We start from the raw sequence: 21,277 nt of genomic DNA, 5'->3' as shown, positions 1-21,277 counted from the left end.
GTACCTGTATGGCAGCTCTTCCCCACGACCCGCGCCTGGACCAGCTCAAGGCCTGGGTGGCCGGACTCGGACCGGCATGGTCCGCCGATCCCGAATCCTGCGTCCCGGCCTCGGCCGATGCCAGCTTCCGGCGCTATTTCCGCGTCCGCACCGACCATCCCGCGCACCCCACCGCGATCGTGATGGACGCCCCGCCCGCGCATGAAGACTGCCGCCCGTTCATCCATGTCTGCCAACTGTTCGGCGCCGCCGGCGTGACCGTGCCGACGGTGCTGGCGCAAGACCTTGACCAGGGCTTCCTGCTGCTGGCCGACCTTGGCAGCCAGACCTACCTGTCGAAGCTGGACGATTCCTCCGCGCACGGCCTGTACACCGACGCCGCCGCCGCGCTGGTCAGCATCCAGGCGGCGACGCGCCCCGGCGAACTGCCCGCCTACGACCGCGCGCTGCTGCAGCGCGAGCTCGACCTGTTCCCGCAGTGGTACGTGGCCAGGCATCTCGGCGCCACCCTGACCGGGGCCCAGCAGGCCGACTGGCACGAAGTGACCGAGGCGCTGCTTGCCAACAACCTCGCCCAGCCCCAGGTCTACGTGCACCGCGACTTCCACTCGCGCAACCTGATGGTGCTCGAAGGCGCCGCCAACCCGGGCGTGCTCGACTTCCAGGACGCGGTGGCCGGCCCGATCACCTACGATGCGGTGTCGCTGTGGCGCGACGCCTATATCGAATGGGAGGAAGAGCAGCAGCTCGACTGGCTGATCCGCTACTGGGAACGCGCGCGCAAGGCAGCGCTGCCGGTCAACCCCGACTTCGGCGAGTTCTACCGCGACTTCGAGTGGATGGGACTGCAGCGCCACCTCAAGGTGCTGGGGATCTTCGCCCGCCTGTACCACCGCGACGGCAAGGACGGCTACCTCGCCAACCTGCCGCTGGTGATGAAATACACGCGCCAGGTGGCCGGGCGCTATACCGAACTGCGCAAGCTGATCCGCCTGCTGGACGCGCTCGAAGGCGTGGCCAGCCCGGCCGGCTATACGTTCTGACGCCATGCGCGCCGACCCATCCGGTCCGCACGACAGTGCCGCGCCCGCCATCACCGCCGCCGGCGAATGGCTGGCCGGCGCGCGCGCGCTTGCGCCGATGCTGCTGGGCGTGGTGCCGTTCGGGCTGATCTACGGCGTGCTGGCGGTCGGCGCCGGCATGCCCGCCTGGCTGGCCTGCGCGATGAGCGCGATCGTGTTCGGCGGCGCCTCGCAGATGATCCTGACCCAGCTGTGGACCGCCGGCACCCCGGCGGTAGTGATCACGCTGACGGTGGCCATGGTCAACCTGCGCCACGCGCTGTACTCGGCCACCATCGCGCCGACCCTGGCGCACCTGCCGCGGCGCTGGAAGGCGCTGATCGCCTACCTGCTGACCGACGAGGCCTTTGCCGCGATGACGCACCGGCTGGGCGACACCGGCCCGCGCGCCCGCTACCGCCACTGGTATTACTTTGGCGGCGGCTTCGCGCTGTGGGCCAGCTGGCAGCTCTCGACCCTGGCCGGCGTGCTGGTCGGCGCCCAGGTGCCGCGCCACTGGCCGCTGGATTTCTTCCTGCCGCTGACCTTTATCGGCATCATCGTGCCGGGCCTCAAACACCGCTCGCATGTCGCCGCGGCGCTGGCGGCCAGCGCGCTGGCGGTGGCCTGCTACAGCCTGCCGCACAAGCTTGGCCTGATGGTGGCGGCGCTAGGCGGCATCACCGTCGGCATGCTGGTGCTGGGACGCGGCAACCGCCCCGGGCCCCGTGCCGCCAGCCACGCCGCGGATGCCAGCACTGCCGGCACTGCCGGCACCGCTGGCAAGGAGGCCGCATGAGCGCGCTGACGCTGCTGTGGGTGTTCCTGGCCGCGGGCCTGGCCACCTTCCTGATCCGCCTGTCGTTCATCGCCGTCGAAGGGCGGGTGCGGCTGCCGTCGTGGTTTCGCACCGCGCTGCAGTTCGTGCCGGCCGCGATGCTGTCGGCGCTGATCGCCCCCGACCTGCTGATGCAGCAGGGCGAGCTCGCCCTGACCCCGACCAACGCCAGGCTGGCGGCCGGCGTGGTCGCCATCCTGATTGCCGCACGTACCCGCAGCGTGGGCTGGACCATTGCCGGCGGCATGGCCACGCTGCTTGCCCTGGAGGCCCTGTTCCGATGAAGGTGATGATCTTTGCCGCCGGCCGCGGCGACCGCATGCGTCCGCTGACCGATGCCTGCCCCAAGCCGCTGCTGACGGTGGGCGGCAAGCCGCTGATCGTCTGGAAGATCGAGGCGCTGGCGCGCGCGGGACTGCGCGACATCGTCATCAACCACGCCTGGCTGGGCGCGCAGATCGAAGCGGCGCTGGGCGACGGCAGCCGCTTCGGCGTGCGCATCGCCTACTCGGCCGAGGGCGAGGCGCTGGAAACCGCCGGCGGCATCGCCAAGGCCCTGCCGCTGCTGTCGCACGACCCGGTCCGCGGCGAGATCTTCCTGGCCGTGTCCGGCGACATTTTCTGCGACTACGATTTCCGCGCGCTGCTGCCGCGCGCGCAGGCGCTGGCGGGCGCGGCCGCACCGCACATGCATCTGGTGATGGTGCCGAACCCGCCGTTCCATCCGCGCGGGGATTTCGCGCTGGACGATCATGGCCGGCTCTCGCTGGACGAGACCGGCGCGCGTCTCACCTTCGGCAATATCGGGCTGTATGACACGCGGCTGTTCACCGGTATCGCTGCGGGCACCCGGATGGCGATGACGCCGATATACCATGCCGCCATCGCCGCCGGCACCGCAAGCGGGGAACGGTTTGACGGGCGCTGGGAGAATGTGGGGACGCCGGAGCAACTGGCTGAACTGGATGCGTCGATGAATGGGAGGGTGGTGGCGGCGCCTGTTGCTTATCGGTCTTGACTGGCATGGGCTGTTTGGGTTGGCGCCATGCGGGTGGTATTCGTCCTTGGCGGGCGTGGCTGTTTGGTTTGGCGCCATGCGGTTGGTATTCGTCCTTGGCGGGCGTGGCTGTTTCGCCGGCGTAGCCGGCGAGTCACTTTTGTCCGAGCGACAAAAGTAACCAAAAACGCGTCGCCTATGCGGCTGGCAATCAATTCCGCGGCGTTGGGTAGTTCGGGCGGTGGTGATTTCCGTTCGATGTGGGTGCCCGTTCGAACCTGCTACGCCATGTGAGTCAGGGGCGGTGCCTGCGATAACCGACTATTGAACGATCCCCATGCAGGGTGTAGGCCGCCTGCTGCGTGCGGCACCGTAGGAACGCCTACGGCTGCGCTGCGCGCGAGTCCAAGTTGGCAAATTTGAGGACCGGAGGCTGGCTCGCTCGCCAAAGGCGTTCATGATTCGGTCGCCTGACTTCGTGGATGCGCCGGCCCTCTCCCCCGCCCCTCTCCCGCACGCGGGAGAGGGGAGCAAACCAGCGGGAAAGAAAGGCCTTTGAGCTCGTCCGCGACAATGCGTGCGAGCGCAGCGACGCACTCCGTGCCAGAACCCAGGACCTGAGATAGGGAGTGCGCGCAGCGCAGCCGAAGGCGTCCCGCCAATAACGTGATAAGCAGGCTGCCACCGACCTAAAGTCGGGTTCGTCCATCCGACGCCGAACGCCAGGCACATCCAGGTAGCGTCAGCAGGTTGGAACCACCAACCGCCGTACCGCAAGTCACCATCGCTGGAACCGCCAACGCCGCCTTAGCCAGCCGCTCAGGCGACGCGCTTTTGGTTACTTTTGTCGCTCGGACAAAAGTGACTCGCCGGCTACGCCGGCGAAACAGCCACGCCAGCCAAGATCGACACCCAACCGCATGGCGCCACGCCCAATCATCCCACGCCAGTCAAGACCGACAACCCACCACATAGCGGTAGAATCCCCCTGATCCCCATATCCCACCCCTACCATGTCCGCACCAGACACCGCCCTCCTCGCCGCTTGCCGCGAACGCCGCGCCCGTGTGCTGCAGCACCTGCGCGCCGGCGGCGGCGGCGTGGCGATCCTGCCCACGGCGCCGGAAGCCATGCGCAACCGTGACAGCGACTATCCGTACCGGCATGACAGCTATTTCTATTACCTGAGCGGCTTCACCGAGCCCGAAGCGGTGCTGGTGCTGGTGGCCGGCGCGCCCGGCGAGCCGGCCGAGGCCGACCGCAGCATCCTGTTCTGTCGCCCCAAGCATGAAGAGCGCGAGATCTGGGACGGCTTCCGCTTCGGCCCGGAAGGCGCGCGCGCCGCGTTCGGCTTCGACGAAGCGCATTCGGTCGAAGAGATCGACGCCACGCTGCCGCCGCTGCTGGCCAACCGCGCGCAGCTGGCCTACCCGCTGGCCGATTCGATCCGCACCGACATGCAGATGCGCCGCTGGCTCGACGCGGTGCGCATGCAGGGCCGCGCCGGCGTGGCCGCCCCGTCGGTGGCGCTCGACATCCGCACGCTGCTCGACGAAATGCGGCTGTTCAAGGATGCCGGCGAGCTGGCCGTCATGCGCCGCGCCGCGGCGATTTCCGCCGGCGCCCATGTGCGCGCGATGCAGGCCACCCGCGCCGGCCTGCGCGAATACCACCTCGAGGCCGAGCTGCTCTATGAATTCCGCCGCCATGGCGCGCAGAGCGTGGCCTACAACTCGATCGTCGCCGCCGGCCCGAACGCCTGCGTGCTGCACTACCGCGCCGGCCCGGCCGAACTGAAGGATGGCGACCTGTGCCTGATCGACGCCGGCTGCGAGCTGGATGGCTACGCCTCGGACATCACCCGCACCTTCCCGGTCTCGGGCCGCTTCTCGCCGGCGCAGCGCGAGCTGTATGACCTGGTAGTGGCCGCGCAACAGGCCGCCATCGACGAGACCCGCGCCGGCGTGCCCTACAACGTCCCGCATGACGCCGCCGTGCGCGTGCTGGCCCAGGGCATGCTCGACACCGGCCTGCTCGACCGCAACAAGGAAGGCACGCTCGACGACGTGCTGGCCAGCGGCAGCTACCGCCGCTTCTACATGCACCGCACCGGCCACTGGCTGGGCATGGATGTCCATGACGTGGGCGAATACCGCGTGGCCAGCCACAGCGGCGAGGGCGAGCGGCCGTGGCGGCCGCTGCAGCCCGGCATGGTGCTGACCATCGAGCCCGGCATCTACGTGCGCCCGGCCGAGGACGTGCCCGAGCGCTACTGGCATATCGGCATCCGCATCGAGGACGACGCCGTGGTCACCGAGGGCGACTGCGAGCTGATCACGCGCGGCGTGCCGGTGCTGGCCGACGAGATCGAAGCGCTGATGCGCGACCGCGCCGCCGCCGGAGGCCAGCGATGATCGGCTGGCTGCGCAGGATCCTGCCGGGCCAGGGCGGCGCCCGCGACCAGGCCGGCGGTGCCCGGCGACCCGATCCGTCCGAACCGTTCATCGTCAACCTGTACGACGACCGCGTGGTGGTGCACCGCCCCGACGGCCAGCGCGAAGAGCTCGCCTGGAACGTGCTCGAGCGCGTGGTGGTGCGGGTCTCCGACCGCGCGCCCTGGGCCGGCAGGGCCTGGCTGATCCTGATCGGCGCGCCGGACTCGGGCCAGGGCTGCGTGGTGCCGTTCGATGCCGCCAACCATGCCGCGCTGCTGGAACAACTGCGCGCGCTGCCGGGCTTCAACCAGCAAAAGCTCGATAACGCGCTGCGCGACGTCGCGGCCGGCAAGTCGCGCTCGGACGCGATTTGCTGGAAGCGCGGCAACGAAGCCCAGTCCGGAACCGACGCAGACCAGGCAGGAGACCGTGACAATGGCGGCCCCGCAGCCTGATTTCGACGGCCCGGCCGATATCGCCATCGTCGGCGGCGGCCCGGTCGGGCTGGCGCTGGCTTGCCAGCTGTTGCGCACCACCGGCTGGCGCATCGTGCTGGTCGACGCCGCCACGCCGGCGCGCGCGGCGCGCGACCCGCGCGCGATCGCGCTGTCGCACGGCAGCCGCCAGCTGCTCGAGCAGATCGGCGCGTGGCCGGTGCAGGGCAGCCCGATCGAGCATATCCATGTGTCGCAGCGCGGCCGCTTCGGCCATGTCCGCCTGCACCATGACGACTACGGCGTGCCCGCCCTCGGCTACGTGGTGCGCTACGGCGAGCTGTGCAACGTGCTCGAGCGGGCGCTGGCGCAAGCCGCGCAGGCGGCCGGCGCAGGCCAGCTTCGGCGGGTCTTCGAAACCCGCATCGAGCGGATCGAGCAGGACCCGGTGCCGCGCGCCGCGGACGTGGCGGACGCCGGCATCGTGCATCTGGAGGGCACGGGCCACGACGGCCAGGCGGCGCGGTTTGCCGCGCGCGTGGCGGTGCAGGCCGAGGGCGGGCTGTTCCATGAACAGGCCGCGCACCAGGGCCGCGGCGCGCGCACGCGCGACTACCGCCAGACCGCGGTGATCGCCCATGTGACCTGCTCGCGCCCGCAGCCCGGCTGGGCCTGGGAGCGCTTTACCGAGGAAGGCCCGCTGGCGCTGCTGCCGCACGAGGAACACGGCACGCCCGGGTTCGCGCTGGTGTGGTGCTGCCCGCCGGAACAGGCCGCGCGCCGCATCGCGCTGCCGGACGCGCAGTTTGCCGCGGAGCTGGGCCGCGTCTTCGGCGACCGCATGGGCCAGTTCACGCTGGCGGGCAAGCGCCATGCCTTCCCGCTGGGGCTGAACGCCGCGCCGGTCACGGTGAACGGGCGCGTGGTCGCGGTCGGCAATGCCGCGCAGACGCTGCACCCGGTGGCCGGACAGGGGCTGAACCTGGGCCTGCGCGATGCCTTTGCGCTGGCCGACTCGCTGCGCGGCGGCTGCACCCCGCAAGCGCTGCAGGCGTTTGCCGCCCGCCACCGCCTCGACCGCGCCGTCACCATCGGCGTCACCGACTTGCTGCCGCGCGTCTTCGGCGTGGCCTACCCGCTCGCGGCCCATGCACGGGGCGCGTCGCTGGCGGCGCTGGCATGCCTGCCGCCGCTGCGGCATGCGCTGGCGCGCCACATGATGTTCGGCATGCGCCGTTGAACGGCCGGCCGCGCACCGCCAGTGGCGCTTGCGCCACTGGCGGTGCGGCAGAGCACCACGGTCACCGGCGCCCTGCGCCGTGGATGCTCAAATCTTGGGCAACGGCGACCGATTGGCGGTAGAATCCTGCCCTCGCACATGTCCCGATCCACCGCCGGCAGCAGTTTCGGCAGGGGCATGTTTTTCCGTTTCGTCTCTGTTTCCCTCCGGCCTCAGGGCAGGCTGTCCCGGTCCGTCGCGGCGCATGGCGTGCCGCGCGCAGCCGGGGTTGCCGGGACGGGTCGCCAGGACCGCCCCTTTCACCGCCACAACCGCCACAACCGCCACAACCGCCGTGCAGATCGGACCTCACCAACTCCGCAACAACCTGTTTGTCGCCCCGATGGCGGGCGTGACGGACCGGCCCTTCCGCCAGCTGTGCAAGCAGCTGGGCGCGGGCTACGCGGTGTCGGAAATGGTTGCCTCGAACGCCCAGCTGTGGAAGAGCGAGAAGACCATGCGCCGCGCCAACCATGCCGGCGAGGTCGAACCGATCGCGGTGCAGATCGCCGGCGCCGAGCCGTCGATGATGGCCGAGGCGGCGCGCTACAACGTCGACCGCGGCGCGCAGATCATCGACATCAATATGGGCTGCCCGGCCAAGAAGGTGTGCAACGTCGCCGCCGGCTCGGCCCTGCTGCAGAACGAGCCGCTGGTGGTGCGCATCGTCGAGGCGGTGGTCGCCGCCGTAGGCGAGCGCGTGCCGGTCACGCTGAAGATCCGCACCGGCTGGAACCGCGAAAACCGCAATGCGCTGCGCATCGCGCGCATGGTCGAGGACGCCGGCATCAGCATGCTGACCATCCACGGCCGCACGCGCGCCGACCTGTACCACGGCGACGCCGAGTACGAGACCATTGCCGCGGTCAAGGCTGAGCTGTCGATCCCGGTGGTCGCCAACGGCGACATCACCACGCCGCAGAAGGCCAGGGAGGTGCTGGCGCTGACCGGCGCCGACGCGCTCATGATCGGCCGCGCGGCGCAGGGCCGGCCCTGGCTGTTCCGCGAGATCGAGCATTTCCTGAAGACCGGCGAGATGCTGCCGTCGCCGGAAGTCGCCGAGATCCGCGCCATCATGAACGCGCACCTGGAAGACCACTACGCCTTCTACGGCGAGTTCACCGGCGTGCGCACCGCGCGCAAGCACATTGCCTGGTACACGCGCGGGCTGCGCGGCGCCAACCTGTTCCGCCACCGCATGAACACGCTGGAAAGCACCGCCGAGCAGCTGGCCGCGGTCAATGCTTTCTTTGACGAGCAGGCGCAGATTTCCGACCGGCTGGTGTATGTCGACGACGCGGCGCAAGACAAAGACGAAGCGAACAACAACAAAAACGGGGAGTTGCTTGCCGCATGAGCCGCAACGCTATCGACCAGTGCATCCGGGAAAGCCTGGATACGTACTTTCGCGACCTGGACGGCGAAGAGCCGTCGAACATGTACAACATGGTGCTCGAGGCGGTCGAACGGCCGCTGCTGGAAGCCGTGATGGTGCGCGCCGAGCGCAACCAGTCGCTGGCGGCCGCCTACCTGGGCATCAATCGCAATACGCTGCGCAAGAAGCTGCAGCAGCACGGTTTACTTTGAATTTGAAGCGTTTCCCACTGCCATGATCAAGCAAGCCCTACTCTCCGTTTCCGACAAGACCGGCATCGTCGAATTCGCGCGCGAACTGAACGCGCTCGGCGTGACGCTGCTTTCCACCGGCGGCACCGCCAAGCTGCTGGCCGACAGCGGCCTGCCCGTGACGGAGGTGGCCGACTACACCGGCTTCCCGGAAATGCTCGACGGCCGCGTCAAGACGCTGCACCCCAAGGTCCACGGCGGCATCCTGGCGCGCCGCGACCTGCCCGAGCACATGGCCGCGCTGGCCGAACACAATATCCCCACCATCGACCTGCTGGTGGTGAACCTGTACCCGTTCCAGCAGACCGTGGCCAAGGATGACTGCACGCTGCCGGACGCGATCGAGAACATCGACATCGGCGGCCCGACCATGCTGCGCTCGGCGGCCAAGAACCACCGCGACGTGACCGTGATCGTCGACCCGGCCGACTACGCCGTGGTGCTCGATGAAATGCGCGCCAACGGCAACAGCGTCGGCTACGACACCAACTTCCGCCTGGCCACCAAGGTGTTCGCGCACACCGCGCAGTACGACGGCGCCATCACCAACTACCTGACCAGCCTCGGTGCCGACAAGTCGCACCAGGCCCGCAGCGCCTACCCGCAGACGCTGAACCTGGCCTTCGACAAGGTCCAGGAAATGCGCTACGGCGAGAACCCGCACCAGTCGGCGGCGTTCTACCGCGACCTGAAGGCCGTGGACGGCGCGCTGGCCAACTACGTGCAGCTGCAGGGCAAGGAGCTGTCGTACAACAACATCGCCGACGCCGATGCCGCGTGGGAATGCGTGAAGTCGTTCGACGCCGCCGCGGGCGCCGCCTGCGTCATCATCAAGCACGCCAACCCGTGCGGCGTGGCGCTGGGCGCGAGCGCGCTGGAAGCGTATGACAAGGCCTTCAAGACCGACTCGACCTCGGCCTTCGGCGGCATCATCGCCTTCAACGTCGAGCTGGACGAAGCCGCCGCGCAGGCCGTGGCCAAGCAGTTCGTCGAAGTGCTGATCGCGCCGTCGTTCAGCGCCGCAGCGCGCGCCGTGTTCGCTGCCAAGCAGAACGTGCGCCTGCTCGAGATCCCGCTGGGCAAGGGCATCAACCAGTTTGACTTCAAGCGCGTCGGCGGCGGCCTGCTGGTGCAGAGCCCGGACGCCAAGAACGTGCAGCCGTCCGAGCTGCGCGTGGTGACGCGCCGCCACCCGACGCCGAAGGAAATGGACGACCTGATGTTCGCCTGGCGCGTGGCCAAGTTCGTCAAGTCCAACGCCATCGTGTTCTGCGGCGGCGGCATGACGCTGGGCGTGGGCGCCGGCCAGATGAGCCGCGTCGATTCGGCCCGCATCGCCAGCATCAAGGCGCAGAACGCCGGCCTGACCCTGGCCGGCTCGGCCGTGGCATCGGACGCGTTCTTCCCGTTCCGCGACGGCCTCGACGTGGTGGTCGATGCGGGCGCGACCTGCGTGATCCAGCCGGGCGGCTCGGTGCGCGACGATGAAGTGATCGCCGCCGCCGACGAGCGCGGCATTGCGATGGTGCTGACGGGCACGCGGCATTTCCGCCATTAAGCAGGCCGGCATCCCGCCGGTTTGCTCCCCTCTCCCGCCTGCGGGAGAGGGAGCCTGCAACAGGTCGTTCGAGGGCCCTCTCAGACTTTTGCCCCGCCTCAAGGGCTACGCCGCCGCAACCCTCCGCGCAAAAAGCAATACACTAGTCGGCGTCTTCCCTACCCCATCCCCATGCGAATCCTAGGCATCGACCCCGGCCTGCGCACCACCGGCTTCGGCGTGATCGAGAAGCAGGGCAACAAGCTTGCCTACATCGCCTCGGGCACGATCAAGAGCGACGGCAATGCCAACCTGCCGGAGCGGCTGAAGACGCTGTACGACGGCATCAGCGAAGTGTCGCGGACCTATGCGCCCGACTGCGCGGCGATCGAGAAGGTCTTCGTCAACGTCAACCCGCAGTCCACGCTGCTGCTCGGCCAGGCCCGCGGCGCGGCGATCTGCGGGCTGGTCGGCTACGGCCTGCCGGTGTTCGAGTACACCGCGCTGCAGCTCAAGGTGGCGGTAGTCGGCTATGGCCGCGCCAACAAGGCGCAGGTGCAGGAAATGGTGACGCGGCTGCTGATGCTGCCCGGCCAGCCCGGCAGCGATGCGGCCGATGCGCTGGGCGTGGCAATCTGCCACGCCAACGGCGGCGATACCCTGGGCACGCTCGCAGGCCTGGCGCCCGAGCTGGTGCGCAAGGGCATGCGGGTGCGGCGCGGGCGCCTGGTCGGCTGAACACGCCGGCCGCAGCTGCCGTTGCCGCCTGCACGCTTGCGCGTCTTTTACAATCGGGGCTTGGTCCCACCACAGGAACGCTGCATGCCTAGCCAGTCCCGACTGCGCGCGCCGCGCCCGCGCGCCAGCCTCGCCCGTGTCGTTGCCGCCTGCCGCCGCTGGCTGTTGCCGACCGTCGCCGCCGCGGCATGCGCGGCGCTGGCCGCCGGTTGCGCCACGGCGCCGCGCCCCAAGCGCGCCGCACCGCCGGCTGGGCCGGCGCCGGCGCCCGCCGCGAGCGCTCCGGCCGCGGTGGCGGCGCCGCCGCCCAAGCCGCTGGTGATCGCGCACCGCGGTGCCAGCGCGCTGCGTCCGGAACATACGCTGGCCGCCTATGCCAAGGCGATCGAGGACGGCGCCGACGCGATCGAGCCCGACCTCGTCATGACGCGCGACGGCGTGCTGGTGGCGCGCCACGAGAACGACATCACCGGCACCACCAACGTGGCCGAACTGCCGCAGTTCGCCGAGCGCAAGCGCACCAAGGTGATCGACGGCGAGCGCCTGACGGGCTGGTTCACCGAGGACTTTACGCTGGCCGAGCTGAAGACGCTGCGCGCGCGCGAGCGCATCCCGCGCCTGCGCCCGGCCAATGCGCGCCTGAACGACCAGTTCGAGGTGCCGTCCTTCGACGAGATCGTGCGCCTGGCCGAGCAGGCCGCGCTGCGCACCGGCAAACCCGTCGGCATCTATGCAGAGCTGAAGCATCCCAGCTACTTCCGCGGCATCGGCCTGCCGCTCGAGGACAAGCTCGCCGCGGCGGTACGGGCGCAGCCCTACCTGCGCAGCGCGCCGGTGTTCATCCAGTGTTTCGAGAGCGGCAGCCTGCGCGCGCTGCGGCGCACGCTGGGCAACGGCTTGCCCAACGTCAGGCTGGTCCAGCTGATCGGCAACCCGCGCAAGGGCCCGGCCGACTGGAAGCTGGCCGGCGACGGCCGCACCTTCGGCGACATGCTGAGCCCGACCGGCCTGCGCGAAGTCGCGGCCTACGCCGACGGCATCGGCCCCGAGAAAAGCAGCGTCGTACCCCGCGATACGCAGGGTGCCCTGGGCGCGCCGACCGCGGTGGTACAGCAGGCCCATGCCGCCGGGCTCTTTGTCCACCCATACACCTTCCGCCCGGAAAACAACTTCCTGCCCAAGGCGCTGCAGAGCGGCGGCGATGAGGCCACGCGCAGCCCGGCGGGCATGGAGCGCGAAGTGCAGGCCTTCGTCGCGGCCGGCATCGATGGCTTCTTCACCGACGACCCGGCGCTGGGCCGGCGCGCCGTCGATACGGCGCGCTGAGCTGGCCGGGCGGCCGCCGCGCTACACTGGCGGCCGCCTCTTTCCTGACCTCCTGTTCCCGCACCATGATCGGACGCATCGCCGGCACCCTTATCGAGAAGAATCCCCCGCACCTGCTGGTCGACTGCCACGGCGTCGGCTACGAGGTCGACGTGCCGATGAGCACCTTCTACAACCTGCCCGCGGTGGGCCAGCCAGTGACCCTGCTGACGCAGTTGATCGTGCGCGAGGATGCGCACCTGCTGTACGGCTTCGGCAGCGCGGCCGAGCGCAACACCTTTCGCGAGCTGATCAAGATCACCGGCATCGGCGCGCGCATGGCGCTGGCGGTGCTGTCGGGCATGTCCGTGCCCGAGCTGGCGCAGGCGATCACGCTGCAGGAAGCCGGGCGTCTGACGCGCATCCCCGGCATCGGCAAGAAGACCGCCGAGCGGCTGCTGCTGGAGCTCAAGGGCAAGCTGGGCGCGGAACTGGGCCACGCGCCCGGCGCGCCGGCGGTGCCCGACAGTGCCGTCGACGTGCTCAATGCGCTGCTGGCGCTGGGCTACTCGGAGAAGGAGGCCGCGGCCGCGATCAAGCAGGTGCCGGCCGGCACCGGGGTGTCCGAGGGCATCAAGCTGGCGCTGAAGGCGCTGTCGAAGGGCTGAGCCCGGGGTTGCGCCGCAAAATGGCGCGTAGAATGGCGCATTGTTGCCGCTGTCCGGGCCCCTGACCACCATGATCGAAACAGACAAGCTTGCCGCCCCCTCCCGCGTGATCGCCGCCACCCCTGCCTCGTCGCAGGAGGAGGCGTTCGAGCGCGCACTGCGGCCCAAGCTGCTGGACGAGTATGTCGGCCAGGAAAAGGTGCGCGGACAGCTGGACATCTTCATGCACGCGGCGCGCAAGCGCCGCGAGGCGCTCGACCACGTGCTGCTGTTCGGCCCGCCCGGGCTGGGCAAGACCACGCTGGCCCACATCATCGCGCGCGAGATGGGGGTCAACCTGCGCCAGACCTCGGGCCCGGTGCTCGAGCGCCCCGGCGACCTCGCCGCGCTGCTGACCAACCTGGAAGCCAACGACGTCCTCTTCATCGACGAGATCCACCGGCTCTCGCCGGTAGTCGAGGAAATCCTGTACCCGGCGCTCGAGGACTACCAGATCGACATCATGATCGGCGAAGGCCCGGCGGCGCGCTCGGTCAAGCTGGACCTGCAGCCGTTCACGCTGGTGGGCGCCACCACGCGCGCCGGCATGCTGACCAACCCGCTGCGCGACCGCTTCGGCATCGTTGCGCGGCTGGAGTTCTACACCGCCGAGGAGCTGGCCCGCATCGTCAGCCGCTCGGCGCAGTTGCTGCACGCCCGCATCGATCCGCAAGGCGCGCTGGAAATCGCCCGGCGCGCGCGCGGCACGCCCCGCATCGCCAACCGGCTGCTGCGCCGGGTGCGCGACTACGCCGAGGTCAAGGGCGACGGCACCATCACGCGCCAGATGGCCGATGCCGCACTGGCCATGCTCGATGTCGACCGCGTCGGCTTCGACCTGATGGACCGCAAGCTGCTCGAGGCGGTGCTGCACAAGTTCGGCGGCGGCCCGGTCGGGGTGGACAACCTTGCCGCCGCCATTGGGGAAGAGCGCGACACCATCGAGGACGTGCTCGAGCCCTACCTGATCCAGCAGGGCTATCTGCAGCGCACCCCGCGCGGGCGCGTCGCCACCGCGGCGGCCTACCGGCATTTCGGCCTGGCCGGCCCGCAAGGCATGGCTGGCGACGGCGGCGAACTGTTCGGCGACGCCTGAACCGGCCGGCGGGGACGTGTGCCATGGCGCACATGTCGCGATCAATTAAACGTTTTAAATTCGCACCCCAAATTTTTTCGAAGTGGATTGCTGGCCGGTGGCCGATTGTCCACAATGGCTTCATCGGCGCCCGCCCGGTGCCATGACGGCTGTGTCCGCCCGAGGCACGGCTCCTTTGCAAACCTGTCAAGGAAAGCCATGATCCGCCAGTGTTCCAGCCTGCTCGCCGCCCTTATCGCCGTGACCGCATTCAGCGCCGGCACGGCCAACGCCCAGCGCCCGCCGGCGCCGGTCGGCGTGGCGGAAGAAGCGGTCATCAGCGGCAAGATCGTCGATATCGATCCCGAAACCAAGGCGGTGCTGGTGCAAGGCCCGCGCGGCAACGTGGTGGAACTGGTAGGCGGCGACGAAGTCCGCAATTTCGGCCAGATCCGCAAGGGTGACATCCTCACCGTGGCGCGCGGCGCCGCGCTGGTCGCTGCGCTCGAGCCGGTCGACAGCAAGGCGACGGCACTGGCGGAATCGGTCGACCGCACCACGCGCGCGGCCGAGGGCGGCAAGCCCGGCGTCATGCGCGAGATCACCACCACGGTGACCGCCCAGATCACCAAGATCGACCCGGCCAAGCGCCTGCTCACCTTCCGCGGCCCGCGCGAGACGCTGCGCACGGTCAAGGTGCAAGACCCGGCCATCGACCTGAAGGGCATCAAGCAGGGCCAGATGGCCAAGATCGTCTACCGTGAAGTCGTGGCCATTACGGTCAGGGCGCCAGCGGCAGCCGCAGCAAACTGAGCCACTGAATCAGGCGCGGTACTTTTCCCATCAGGAGGTTACCTATGAATCGTCGCCACTTTGTCACCCGGGTTGCCGGATCGGGCCTGCTCGTCGCCACCGTGATGGCCGCGGGCTGCACCACCACCGGCACCAGCGCCTCGAACGATCCGGCCGCCAAGCGCAAGGAAATCGATGCCGGCGTCGATGGCGCCCTGAACCGGCTGTACTCGTCGGTCAACGGCTCGCGCGAGCTGGCCCAGCGCGCGCAGGGCATCCTGGTGTTCCCGCGCGTGATCGCGGCCGGCCTGGTGGTCGGCGGCGAGTATGGCGAAGGCGCGCTGCGCTCGCGGGGTTCGACGGTGGGTTACTACAGCACCGCGCAGGCCTCGGTCGGCCTGACCGCCGGTGGCCAGTCCAAGACGATGGTGATCATGTTCATGACGCCCGAGGCGTACAACAAGTTTGTCAGCAGCAGCGGCTGGACCGCCGGGGTCGACGCCAACGTGGCGCTGGCCAAGGTGGGCGCCAACGGCCAGCTCGATACGCTGACCACGCAGCAGCCGGTGGTGGGCTTCGTGCAGACCAACGCCGGGCTGATGTTCGACGTCTCGGTGAACGGCTCCAAGATCACCAAGCTGAATATCTGACGCGGCCACGGCACGGCTCCGCGCCCTCCACTCCTCCCATGCCCGGCCCCGGCCGGGCATTCTCCTTCTGGGTTCCCGGCTTAGACCGCAAGCATTGTTTCGGGCTGCCGTCGCCACGACAAGGCGCGGCGGATTGCGTGGCCCGCTGGCATAATCGCGCCCAAACATGGCGCGCCAGCGCCTCCGACCGGGAGCCCCCATGTCCGCAGTCACCGCCAGCACGTCCCAACCGGGCCGCGTCTACCGCTACTACGACTTCGTCATGGTGGCCTTCGTCACCGTGCTGCTGTGCTCGAACCTGATCGGCGCGGCCAAGGCGGCGCAGGTCACGCTGCCGCTGGTTGGCACGGTCACCTTCGGCGCGGGCGTGCTGTTTTTCCCGGTCTCATACATCTTCGGCGACGTGCTCACCGAGGTCTACGGCTACGGGCGCGACCGCCGCGTGGTCTGGGCAGGCTTTGCCGCGCTGGCCTTCGCCACCTTCATGAGCGTGGTGGTGCTGAACATGCCGGTCGCGCCGTTCATGGCGGACTACCAGAAGAGCCTGCAGGACGTGTTCGGCAACACCTGGCGCATCGCGCTCGGTTCGCTGATTGCGTTCTGCTGCGGCAGCTTTACCAACAGCTACGTGCTGGCCAAGATGAAACTGTGGACCGGCGGCCGCTGGCTGTGGACGCGCACCATCGGCTCGACGCTGGCCGGCGAGCTGGTGGACTCGTCGCTGTTCTATGTGATCGCCTTCTACGGCATCTGGCCGCTGGAGCAGGTGGTCCAGGTGGCGGTGGCGCAGTACGTGCTGAAGACCGGCTGGGAAGTGGTGATGACACCGGTGACGTACAAGGTGGTGGGCTTCTTGAAGCGGGCCGAGAACGAAGATTATTTCGACCGGCATACCAACTTCACGCCGTTCCGCGTCAGGGTCTAGCGCCGCGGCTACGGCACGCGCCGGTCCACCTCGTCCAGCGCCAGGTTCTCGAGGTGGCTGACGTCGCCCCACTGGGCCAGGGTCAGGTGGGTGCTGTCGCTGCGCAGGCGGTTGACGCTGGCATTGAGCAGCTCGTGCTGGCGTGGCGCTTCCAGCGTCATGCCGGTGGCCTCGCGGTAGAGGCAGTCGAGCACGCCGCCGTGCGCGACCAGCGCGATGCGCTCGCCCGGGTGCCGGCGCGACAGCGCCAGCACCGCATCGACCGCGCGTTCGTGGAAGCCCAGCAGCGACTCGCCCTCGGGCGGCGCGTAATCAGGGACGCGCGCCTGCCAGCGGGCAAAGTCTTCCGGCAGGTGCTCGGCCACCTCGGCGTAGGTCTTGCCCTGCAGCGCGCCGTAGCTGCGCTCGCGCAGGCGCGCATCGGCACGCACCTGCAGCCCCAGCGCCTCGGCCAGCGGCGCGGCGGTTTCCATCGCGCGCGACAGGTCGCTGGCATACACCGCATCGATCGGCTCGCCCGCCAGCGCAGTTGCCAGCGCCCGTGCCTGCGCATGGCCGGTGTCGTTCAGCGGAATATCGAGCTGGCCTTGCAGCCGGCGCTCCCGGTTCCAGGCCGTTTCGCCGTGGCGGATCACGATCAGGTGGGTAAAGGCCAGCGAATGCGGCCCGGGGCTTTGCGACATGCCGTTTCCTTCGGGGTTGCTGCGGGTGCTTGCTTGGGGCCATGCCGGCCCGGCACCGCGCGGGACGCGGCACCGGCCCGGCTTCAGGCCGCCGATGACTTTGCCAGCTTCGGGTTCAGCGTATAGGTGCCGGTCAGGCTGGCCTGCGCCAGCACGTGGCCCTGGATCGCCTCGCGCACCTGGGTGCCGGTAAAGGTGCCTTCCAGCGGCAGCCGGTCGAGGTCGAGCGCATACAGCGTGAACACGTAGTGGTGCAGCAGCGCGTCGTTCCACGGCGGGCACGGGCCGTCATAGCCGTAGTAGTCGCCCTTCATGTCGGCATCGCCGGCAAACCAGCCGGTATAGTCGTTGATGCCGTGGCGCAGGCCGCCCGCGGTGGCGGTGCCGCCGGCGGCTTCCGGGCCCGGCTTGCCGCGCGCGATCACGCCGTCGCTGTGCGAGCCCGCGGCGATCGAGGTCAGCCCGGGCGGGATGTCGACCAGCACCCAATGGAAGAAGTCCACGCGCGGCAGCGAGGCCGGCACTTCGCGGCCTTCCTGGTTGACGTCGTCGCCCTTGCTGGGGACGTCGCGGTCGTGGCAGATCAGCACGAACGAGCGCGTCTCGGCCGGCGCGTCTTCCCAGTGCAGGTCGGGATTGCGGTTGTTCGACAGGGCCACGTGGGCGGCGGCGTCGGGCACGCAGAAGGCGAACTCGCCGGGGATCGGCGCGTTGTCGTTGAAGGACTTGCTCCAGAGTTTCATTTGTCTCTCCTGTCTTGATGCCGCGCCGTAGACGCGGCAGCTTCGAATCGGTTCAGGCCGGTGCCACGCGCAGCCAGAACGTGACCGGACCGTCGTTGACCAGGCTGACCTGCATCATCGCGCCGAACTCGCCGGTCTGCACCTGCGGATGCGCTGCGCGCGCCCGCGCCACGAAATGCTCGTACAGGCGCCGGCCGTCCTCGGGCGAGGCCGCGGGGGTAAAGCTGGGCCGCGTGCCGCTGTTGGTATCGGCCGCCAGCGTGAACTGCGATACCACCAGCAGCCCGCCCGGATTGCCGTTGCCGTCCATGTTCTGCACCGGCAGGTTCATCTTGCCGTCCGCATCGGAAAACACCCGGTACGACAGCAACTTGGCCAGCAGCCGCTCTGCCTGCGCCTCGGTGTCGCCGCGCTCGGCGCAGACCAGCGCCAGCAGGCCGGCGCCGATCTCGCCGGTGGTGCGGCCTGCGACCGTTACGCGGGCCTGGGCTACCCGCTGGATCAGCGCGATCATCGCCGCCTCAGGCCAGCGTTACGCGCGCGAAGCGGCGCTTGCCGACCTGCACGACGTAGGTGCCCGCGGCCACCTTGGTGGCCTTGTCGCTCACGGTGGCGCCGTCGATCTTGACGCCGCCCTGTTCGATATTGCGGTTGGCTTCCGAGGTCGACGGCACCAGGTTGGCCTGCTTGAGCAGCTGCGCGATGCCCAGCGGCGCGCCGGCCAGGCTCACCGCCGGGATATCGTCCGGCACGCCGCCGCGGGCGCGGTGGTTGAAGTCTTCCAGCGCCTTCTCGGCATCGGCCTGGCTGTGGAAGCGCGCCACGATCTCCTGCGCCAGCAGCACCTTGCAGTCGCGCGGGTTGCGCCCGGCGGCGATCTCCTGCTTCATCAGGTCGATCTCGCTCATCGGGCGGAACGACAGCAGCGTGAAGTACTGCCACATCAGGTCGTCCGAGATGCTCATCAGCTTGCCGAACATCTCGTTGGGGGCTTCGGTCACCCCCACGTAGTTGCCCTTGGACTTGGACATCTTCTCGACACCGTCCAGGCCCACCAGCAGCGGCATGGTCAGGATGCACTGCGGCTCCTGGCCGTATTCCTTCTGCAGCTCGCGCCCCACCAGCAGGTTGAACTTCTGGTCGGTGCCGCCCAGCTCCAGGTCGGACTTCAGCGCCACCGAGTCGTAGCCCTGCATCAGCGGGTAGAGGAACTCGTGCACGGAAATCGGAATCCCGGAGCGGAAGCGCTTGGTGAAGTCGTCGCGCTCCATCATGCGCGCCACGGTGTACTTGGCGGCGAGCTGGATCATGCCGCGCGCGCCGAGCGGATCGCACCATTCGCTGTTGTAGCGGATCTCGGTGCGGGCCGGGTCGAGCACCAGGCTGGCCTGGCGGTAGTAGGTCTGGGCATTGGCCTCGATCTGCTCGCGTGTGAGCGGCGGGCGCGTGCTGTTGCGGCCCGACGGGTCGCCGATGGTCGAGGTGAAGTCGCCGATCAGGAAGATCACCTGGTGGCCGAGGTCCTGCAGCTGGCGCAGCTTGTTCAGCACCACGGTGTGGCCGATATGGATGTCGGGCGCGGTCGGGTCCAGGCCCAGCTTGATGCGCAGCGGCACGCCGGTGGCCTCGCTGCGCGCCAGCTTCTGCGCCCACTCCGCTTCGATCAGCAACTCGTCGCAGCCGCGCCTGGAGATTTCCAGGGCCTGCATCACCGAGGGCGTCAGGGGGTATTTGGCCGGTGCGGCCGAGGCAACTTCAGTCATCACGTAAGTCTTTGAAATACTTGAAATTTTAGGAAATCTGCCGACAGCCGCCAGGGCCGGATTTTGGTATAATCCGCGTTTCCGGGCGCCTGCGGAAGCCTTTCCGGTGCGCCACCCGTCACTTTGCACAGCAAGGCAGGCGGCCAAGATTACTGAATACTGACAGCACGCGCCGCACCTCGGGGGAGGAAGGCAGACGAGACACATCGTCCCCGGCAGCGGGCTCAGACCAAGGTTGAATTTTACGTGATGTGGTCCAGACTCCGCGAAGTTTTCGCGCGTGAGCTGGTGGTGCTGGTCGATCCGACCAACCCCCAGCATGCGCGGCGGCGCAAACAACTGACGGCCTCGGTCGGTGCGATCTTCACGCTCGGCATGGCCGCGGCCATGGGTGTCGCACCCCGCAGCGCCTACGACGATCCGCGCGCGCCCCGCACCCAGCAGGCCCTGCGCATGCCGGACGTGCGCGAACAGCTCGAACAGCTCACCGATACCCAGGCCGTGTACGTGCGCGAAGAGCGCATGCAGCGCGGCGACACCATTGCCAGCCTGCTCAAGCGCCTGGGCGTGGACGATGCCGACGCGCAGGCGTTCATCGTCAAGAACCCCACCGCGCGCGGCCTGTTCAACCTGAACCCGGGCCAGGCAGTGCAGGCGGAAATCGACGAGAGCAACACGCTGGTGTCGCTGCAGGCCAACCTCGGCGGCGACGCCGCGGCCTCGCGCGAGCTGGTGATCGAGCGCGTGCGCGCCGCCAGCGGCGACACCGCCGCCGCCTACAAGGCCAAGGTGCAGCGCGTCGACAACGACGTGCACTACGAGATGGCCTCGGGCGCGATTTCCTCCGGCGGCTTCTTCAAGGCCATGGACGCGGCCAACGTGCCCGACGAAGTCGTGCAGCAGATGCTGTCGATCTTCTCCGGCGTGATCGACTTCCACCATGACATCGCCGCCGGCGACCGCTTCCGCATCATCTATGAGGCGGGCTTCCGCGACGGCACCTTCGTGCGCAACGGCCGCGTGGTCGCGCTCGAACTGATCAACCGCAACCAGCTGCACCAGGCGCTGTGGTTCGCTCCCGAGGGCAGCAAGGACGGCGGGGCCTACTACACCTTCGACGGGCGCAGCATGAAGCGGCCGTTCCTGCGCTCGCCGGTGGAGTTCTCGCGCGTGTCGTCGGGCTTCGGCGGCCGCGAGCATCCGCTGCATCACGACTGGGCCCAGCACAAGGGCGTCGACTTCGCCGCCCCCACCGGCACCAAGGTGCTGGCGACCGGCGACGGCGTGGTCGAGTTCGTCGGCCAGCAGAACGGCTACGGCAACATCATCATCCTGTCGCATCCCAACGGCTACTCCACCTACTACGCGCACCTGTCCGGCTTTGCCGGCATGCGCCAGGGGCAGACGGTGCGCCAGGGCCAGCTGATCGGCTATGTCGGCGCGACCGGCTGGGCCACCGGCCCGCACCTGCACTACGAGTTCCGCTTCAACGACGTGCCGCAGAACCCGCTGACCATCACGCTGATGGAATCGCCCGCGCTGACCGGCAAGTCGCGCCAGGAATTCCTGACCTACACCAGCGGGCTGCTCAGCCGCATCAACGCGCTGCGCACCTACAACGTGCTGACCGCCGCCAACTGAGCGCGTCCACCGTGATCCCCGTGCCCGGCAGCGAACGCTATATCGGCA

At 69.0% G+C, this 21,277-nt stretch carries 22 protein-coding genes; 18 read left to right on the top strand and 4 right to left on the bottom strand.

All coding sequences use genetic code 11. The features are described 5' to 3' along the window. Positions 1 to 8 precede the first annotated feature (8 nt). The 17 genes from FHX60_RS15765 (at position 9) to FHX60_RS15685 (ending at position 16,399) form a co-directional block, all read left to right on the top strand. Positions 9 to 1,043: an aminoglycoside phosphotransferase family protein gene (locus FHX60_RS15765; protein ID WP_183283879.1), complete on the top strand. Its 1,035-nt coding sequence runs from the start codon at positions 9 to 11 to the stop codon at positions 1,041 to 1,043. Between the two features lie 4 nt (positions 1,044 to 1,047). Beyond that, positions 1,048 to 1,860: an AzlC family ABC transporter permease gene (locus FHX60_RS15760; protein WP_183283878.1), complete on the top strand. Its 813-nt coding sequence runs from the start codon at positions 1,048 to 1,050 to the stop codon at positions 1,858 to 1,860. Continuing rightward, positions 1,857 to 2,183, top strand: coding sequence for a branched-chain amino acid transport AzlD family protein (locus tag FHX60_RS15755; RefSeq protein WP_183283877.1), 327 nt, complete (start codon positions 1,857 to 1,859; stop codon positions 2,181 to 2,183). The genes FHX60_RS15760 and FHX60_RS15755 overlap by 4 nt, the downstream gene beginning before the upstream one ends. Then, positions 2,180 to 2,917: an N-acetylmuramate alpha-1-phosphate uridylyltransferase MurU gene (gene murU, locus FHX60_RS15750; protein ID WP_112773748.1), complete on the top strand. Its 738-nt coding sequence runs from the start codon at positions 2,180 to 2,182 to the stop codon at positions 2,915 to 2,917. Before FHX60_RS15755 ends, murU begins: the two co-directional genes overlap by 4 nt. Before the next feature lie 992 nt (positions 2,918 to 3,909). Then, on the top strand, positions 3,910 to 5,310 hold the full coding sequence (locus FHX60_RS15745) for an aminopeptidase P N-terminal domain-containing protein (protein WP_183283876.1): 1,401 nt from the start codon (positions 3,910 to 3,912) through the stop codon (positions 5,308 to 5,310). Next, positions 5,307 to 5,786, top strand: coding sequence for a hypothetical protein (locus FHX60_RS15740; RefSeq protein WP_112773751.1), 480 nt, complete (start codon positions 5,307 to 5,309; stop codon positions 5,784 to 5,786). Before FHX60_RS15745 ends, FHX60_RS15740 begins: the two co-directional genes overlap by 4 nt. Beyond that, a complete protein-coding gene (locus FHX60_RS15735; RefSeq protein ID WP_112773752.1) occupies positions 5,767 to 7,005 on the top strand; it encodes a UbiH/UbiF/VisC/COQ6 family ubiquinone biosynthesis hydroxylase in 1,239 nt (412 codons plus the stop codon). Before FHX60_RS15740 ends, FHX60_RS15735 begins: the two co-directional genes overlap by 20 nt. A 334-nt stretch (positions 7,006 to 7,339) precedes the next feature. Further along, on the top strand, positions 7,340 to 8,401 hold the full coding sequence (dusB, locus tag FHX60_RS15730) for a tRNA dihydrouridine synthase DusB (RefSeq protein WP_116383886.1): 1,062 nt from the start codon (positions 7,340 to 7,342) through the stop codon (positions 8,399 to 8,401). After that, on the top strand, positions 8,398 to 8,631 hold the full coding sequence (locus tag FHX60_RS15725) for a Fis family transcriptional regulator (protein ID WP_010813887.1): 234 nt from the start codon (positions 8,398 to 8,400) through the stop codon (positions 8,629 to 8,631). The genes dusB and FHX60_RS15725 overlap by 4 nt, the downstream gene beginning before the upstream one ends. 22 nt (positions 8,632 to 8,653) lie before the next feature. Further along, positions 8,654 to 10,228, top strand: a complete 1,575-nt coding sequence (purH, locus tag FHX60_RS15720) for a bifunctional phosphoribosylaminoimidazolecarboxamide formyltransferase/IMP cyclohydrolase (protein ID WP_112773754.1) — start codon at positions 8,654 to 8,656, stop codon at positions 10,226 to 10,228. A 171-nt stretch (positions 10,229 to 10,399) separates the two neighbouring features. After that, entirely contained in the window at positions 10,400 to 10,945 is a 546-nt protein-coding gene (gene ruvC, locus FHX60_RS15715) for a crossover junction endodeoxyribonuclease RuvC (protein WP_018008809.1), read from the top strand. An 84-nt stretch (positions 10,946 to 11,029) separates the two neighbouring features. Continuing rightward, entirely contained in the window at positions 11,030 to 12,271 is a 1,242-nt protein-coding gene (locus FHX60_RS15710; RefSeq protein ID WP_183283875.1) for a glycerophosphodiester phosphodiesterase, read from the top strand. A gap of 65 nt (positions 12,272 to 12,336) precedes the next feature. Then, positions 12,337 to 12,918 carry a Holliday junction branch migration protein RuvA gene (ruvA, locus tag FHX60_RS15705; RefSeq protein ID WP_018008807.1) on the top strand — a complete coding sequence of 194 codons (582 nt, stop codon included), beginning with the start codon at positions 12,337 to 12,339 and terminating at the stop codon, positions 12,916 to 12,918. Between the two features lie 70 nt (positions 12,919 to 12,988). Beyond that, complete coding sequence (gene ruvB, locus FHX60_RS15700; protein ID WP_112773913.1) at positions 12,989 to 14,053, top strand: Holliday junction branch migration DNA helicase RuvB; 1,065 nt, start codon at positions 12,989 to 12,991, stop codon at positions 14,051 to 14,053. Positions 14,054 to 14,251: 198 nt separating this feature from the next. Next, entirely contained in the window at positions 14,252 to 14,845 is a 594-nt protein-coding gene (locus tag FHX60_RS15695) for a hypothetical protein (RefSeq protein WP_112773756.1), read from the top strand. 44 nt (positions 14,846 to 14,889) lie between these two features. After that, a complete protein-coding gene (locus FHX60_RS15690) occupies positions 14,890 to 15,474 on the top strand; it encodes a BPSL1445 family SYLF domain-containing lipoprotein (RefSeq protein WP_112773757.1) in 585 nt (194 codons plus the stop codon). 199 nt (positions 15,475 to 15,673) lie between these two features. Beyond that, positions 15,674 to 16,399: a queuosine precursor transporter gene (locus FHX60_RS15685; protein ID WP_183283874.1), complete on the top strand. Its 726-nt coding sequence runs from the start codon at positions 15,674 to 15,676 to the stop codon at positions 16,397 to 16,399. A gap of 8 nt (positions 16,400 to 16,407) precedes the next feature. Here FHX60_RS15685 and FHX60_RS15680 read toward each other — a convergent pair whose 3' ends face one another. The 4 genes from FHX60_RS15680 to tyrS form a co-directional block, all read right to left on the bottom strand. Further along, positions 16,408 to 17,082, bottom strand: coding sequence for a histidine phosphatase family protein (locus FHX60_RS15680; protein WP_112773759.1), 675 nt, complete (start codon positions 17,080 to 17,082; stop codon positions 16,408 to 16,410). Between the two features lie 83 nt (positions 17,083 to 17,165). Beyond that, on the bottom strand, positions 17,166 to 17,825 hold the full coding sequence (locus FHX60_RS15675) for a YbhB/YbcL family Raf kinase inhibitor-like protein (RefSeq protein WP_112773760.1): 660 nt from the start codon (positions 17,823 to 17,825) through the stop codon (positions 17,166 to 17,168). Positions 17,826 to 17,877: 52 nt separating this feature from the next. Beyond that, positions 17,878 to 18,339 carry a D-aminoacyl-tRNA deacylase gene (gene dtd / locus FHX60_RS15670; RefSeq protein WP_112773761.1) on the bottom strand — a complete coding sequence of 154 codons (462 nt, stop codon included), beginning with the start codon at positions 18,337 to 18,339 and terminating at the stop codon, positions 17,878 to 17,880. A 7-nt stretch (positions 18,340 to 18,346) separates the two neighbouring features. Beyond that, on the bottom strand, positions 18,347 to 19,588 hold the full coding sequence (gene tyrS / locus FHX60_RS15665; protein WP_092307709.1) for a tyrosine--tRNA ligase: 1,242 nt from the start codon (positions 19,586 to 19,588) through the stop codon (positions 18,347 to 18,349). A gap of 249 nt (positions 19,589 to 19,837) precedes the next feature. On the opposite strand from tyrS, the gene FHX60_RS15660 reads away from it, so the two are divergent. Next, the gene (locus FHX60_RS15660) at positions 19,838 to 21,229 is read left to right on the top strand and encodes a M23 family metallopeptidase (protein WP_092307707.1); all 1,392 of its coding nucleotides are present in this window, start codon (positions 19,838 to 19,840) and stop codon (positions 21,227 to 21,229) included. The last annotated feature ends 48 nt before the right edge of the window (positions 21,230 to 21,277 follow it).

Source organism: Cupriavidus alkaliphilus (assembly GCF_014191175.1).
Lineage (GTDB): Bacteria > Pseudomonadota > Gammaproteobacteria > Burkholderiales > Burkholderiaceae > Cupriavidus > Cupriavidus alkaliphilus.
The sequence above is the reverse complement of the archived record's forward strand: the minus strand, read 5'-3'. Positions and strand labels throughout refer to the sequence as shown.

Excerpts from the sequence above, each read along its gene's own strand:
- FHX60_RS15765 (WP_183283879.1), top strand. The coding sequence starts at position 9 with ATGGCAGCTCTTCCCCACGACCCGCGCCTGGACCAGCTCAAGGCCTGG.
- FHX60_RS15760 (WP_183283878.1), top strand. The coding sequence starts at position 1,048 with ATGCGCGCCGACCCATCCGGTCCGCACGACAGTGCCGCGCCCGCCATC.
- FHX60_RS15755 (WP_183283877.1), top strand. The coding sequence starts at position 1,857 with ATGAGCGCGCTGACGCTGCTGTGGGTGTTCCTGGCCGCGGGCCTGGCC.
- murU (WP_112773748.1), top strand. The coding sequence starts at position 2,180 with ATGAAGGTGATGATCTTTGCCGCCGGCCGCGGCGACCGCATGCGTCCG.
- FHX60_RS15745 (WP_183283876.1), top strand. The coding sequence starts at position 3,910 with ATGTCCGCACCAGACACCGCCCTCCTCGCCGCTTGCCGCGAACGCCGC.
- FHX60_RS15740 (WP_112773751.1), top strand. The coding sequence starts at position 5,307 with ATGATCGGCTGGCTGCGCAGGATCCTGCCGGGCCAGGGCGGCGCCCGC.
- FHX60_RS15735 (WP_112773752.1), top strand. The coding sequence starts at position 5,767 with ATGGCGGCCCCGCAGCCTGATTTCGACGGCCCGGCCGATATCGCCATC.
- FHX60_RS15725 (WP_010813887.1), top strand. The coding sequence starts at position 8,398 with ATGAGCCGCAACGCTATCGACCAGTGCATCCGGGAAAGCCTGGATACG.
- purH (WP_112773754.1), top strand. The coding sequence starts at position 8,654 with ATGATCAAGCAAGCCCTACTCTCCGTTTCCGACAAGACCGGCATCGTC.
- ruvC (WP_018008809.1), top strand. The coding sequence starts at position 10,400 with ATGCGAATCCTAGGCATCGACCCCGGCCTGCGCACCACCGGCTTCGGC.
- FHX60_RS15710 (WP_183283875.1), top strand. The coding sequence starts at position 11,030 with ATGCCTAGCCAGTCCCGACTGCGCGCGCCGCGCCCGCGCGCCAGCCTC.
- ruvA (WP_018008807.1), top strand. The coding sequence starts at position 12,337 with ATGATCGGACGCATCGCCGGCACCCTTATCGAGAAGAATCCCCCGCAC.
- ruvB (WP_112773913.1), top strand. The coding sequence starts at position 12,989 with ATGATCGAAACAGACAAGCTTGCCGCCCCCTCCCGCGTGATCGCCGCC.
- FHX60_RS15695 (WP_112773756.1), top strand. The coding sequence starts at position 14,252 with ATGATCCGCCAGTGTTCCAGCCTGCTCGCCGCCCTTATCGCCGTGACC.
- FHX60_RS15690 (WP_112773757.1), top strand. The coding sequence starts at position 14,890 with ATGAATCGTCGCCACTTTGTCACCCGGGTTGCCGGATCGGGCCTGCTC.
- FHX60_RS15685 (WP_183283874.1), top strand. The coding sequence starts at position 15,674 with ATGTCCGCAGTCACCGCCAGCACGTCCCAACCGGGCCGCGTCTACCGC.
- FHX60_RS15680 (WP_112773759.1), bottom strand. The coding sequence starts at position 17,082 with ATGTCGCAAAGCCCCGGGCCGCATTCGCTGGCCTTTACCCACCTGATC.
- FHX60_RS15675 (WP_112773760.1), bottom strand. The coding sequence starts at position 17,825 with ATGAAACTCTGGAGCAAGTCCTTCAACGACAACGCGCCGATCCCCGGC.
- dtd (WP_112773761.1), bottom strand. The coding sequence starts at position 18,339 with ATGATCGCGCTGATCCAGCGGGTAGCCCAGGCCCGCGTAACGGTCGCA.
- tyrS (WP_092307709.1), bottom strand. The coding sequence starts at position 19,588 with ATGACTGAAGTTGCCTCGGCCGCACCGGCCAAATACCCCCTGACGCCC.
- FHX60_RS15660 (WP_092307707.1), top strand. The coding sequence starts at position 19,838 with ATGTGGTCCAGACTCCGCGAAGTTTTCGCGCGTGAGCTGGTGGTGCTG.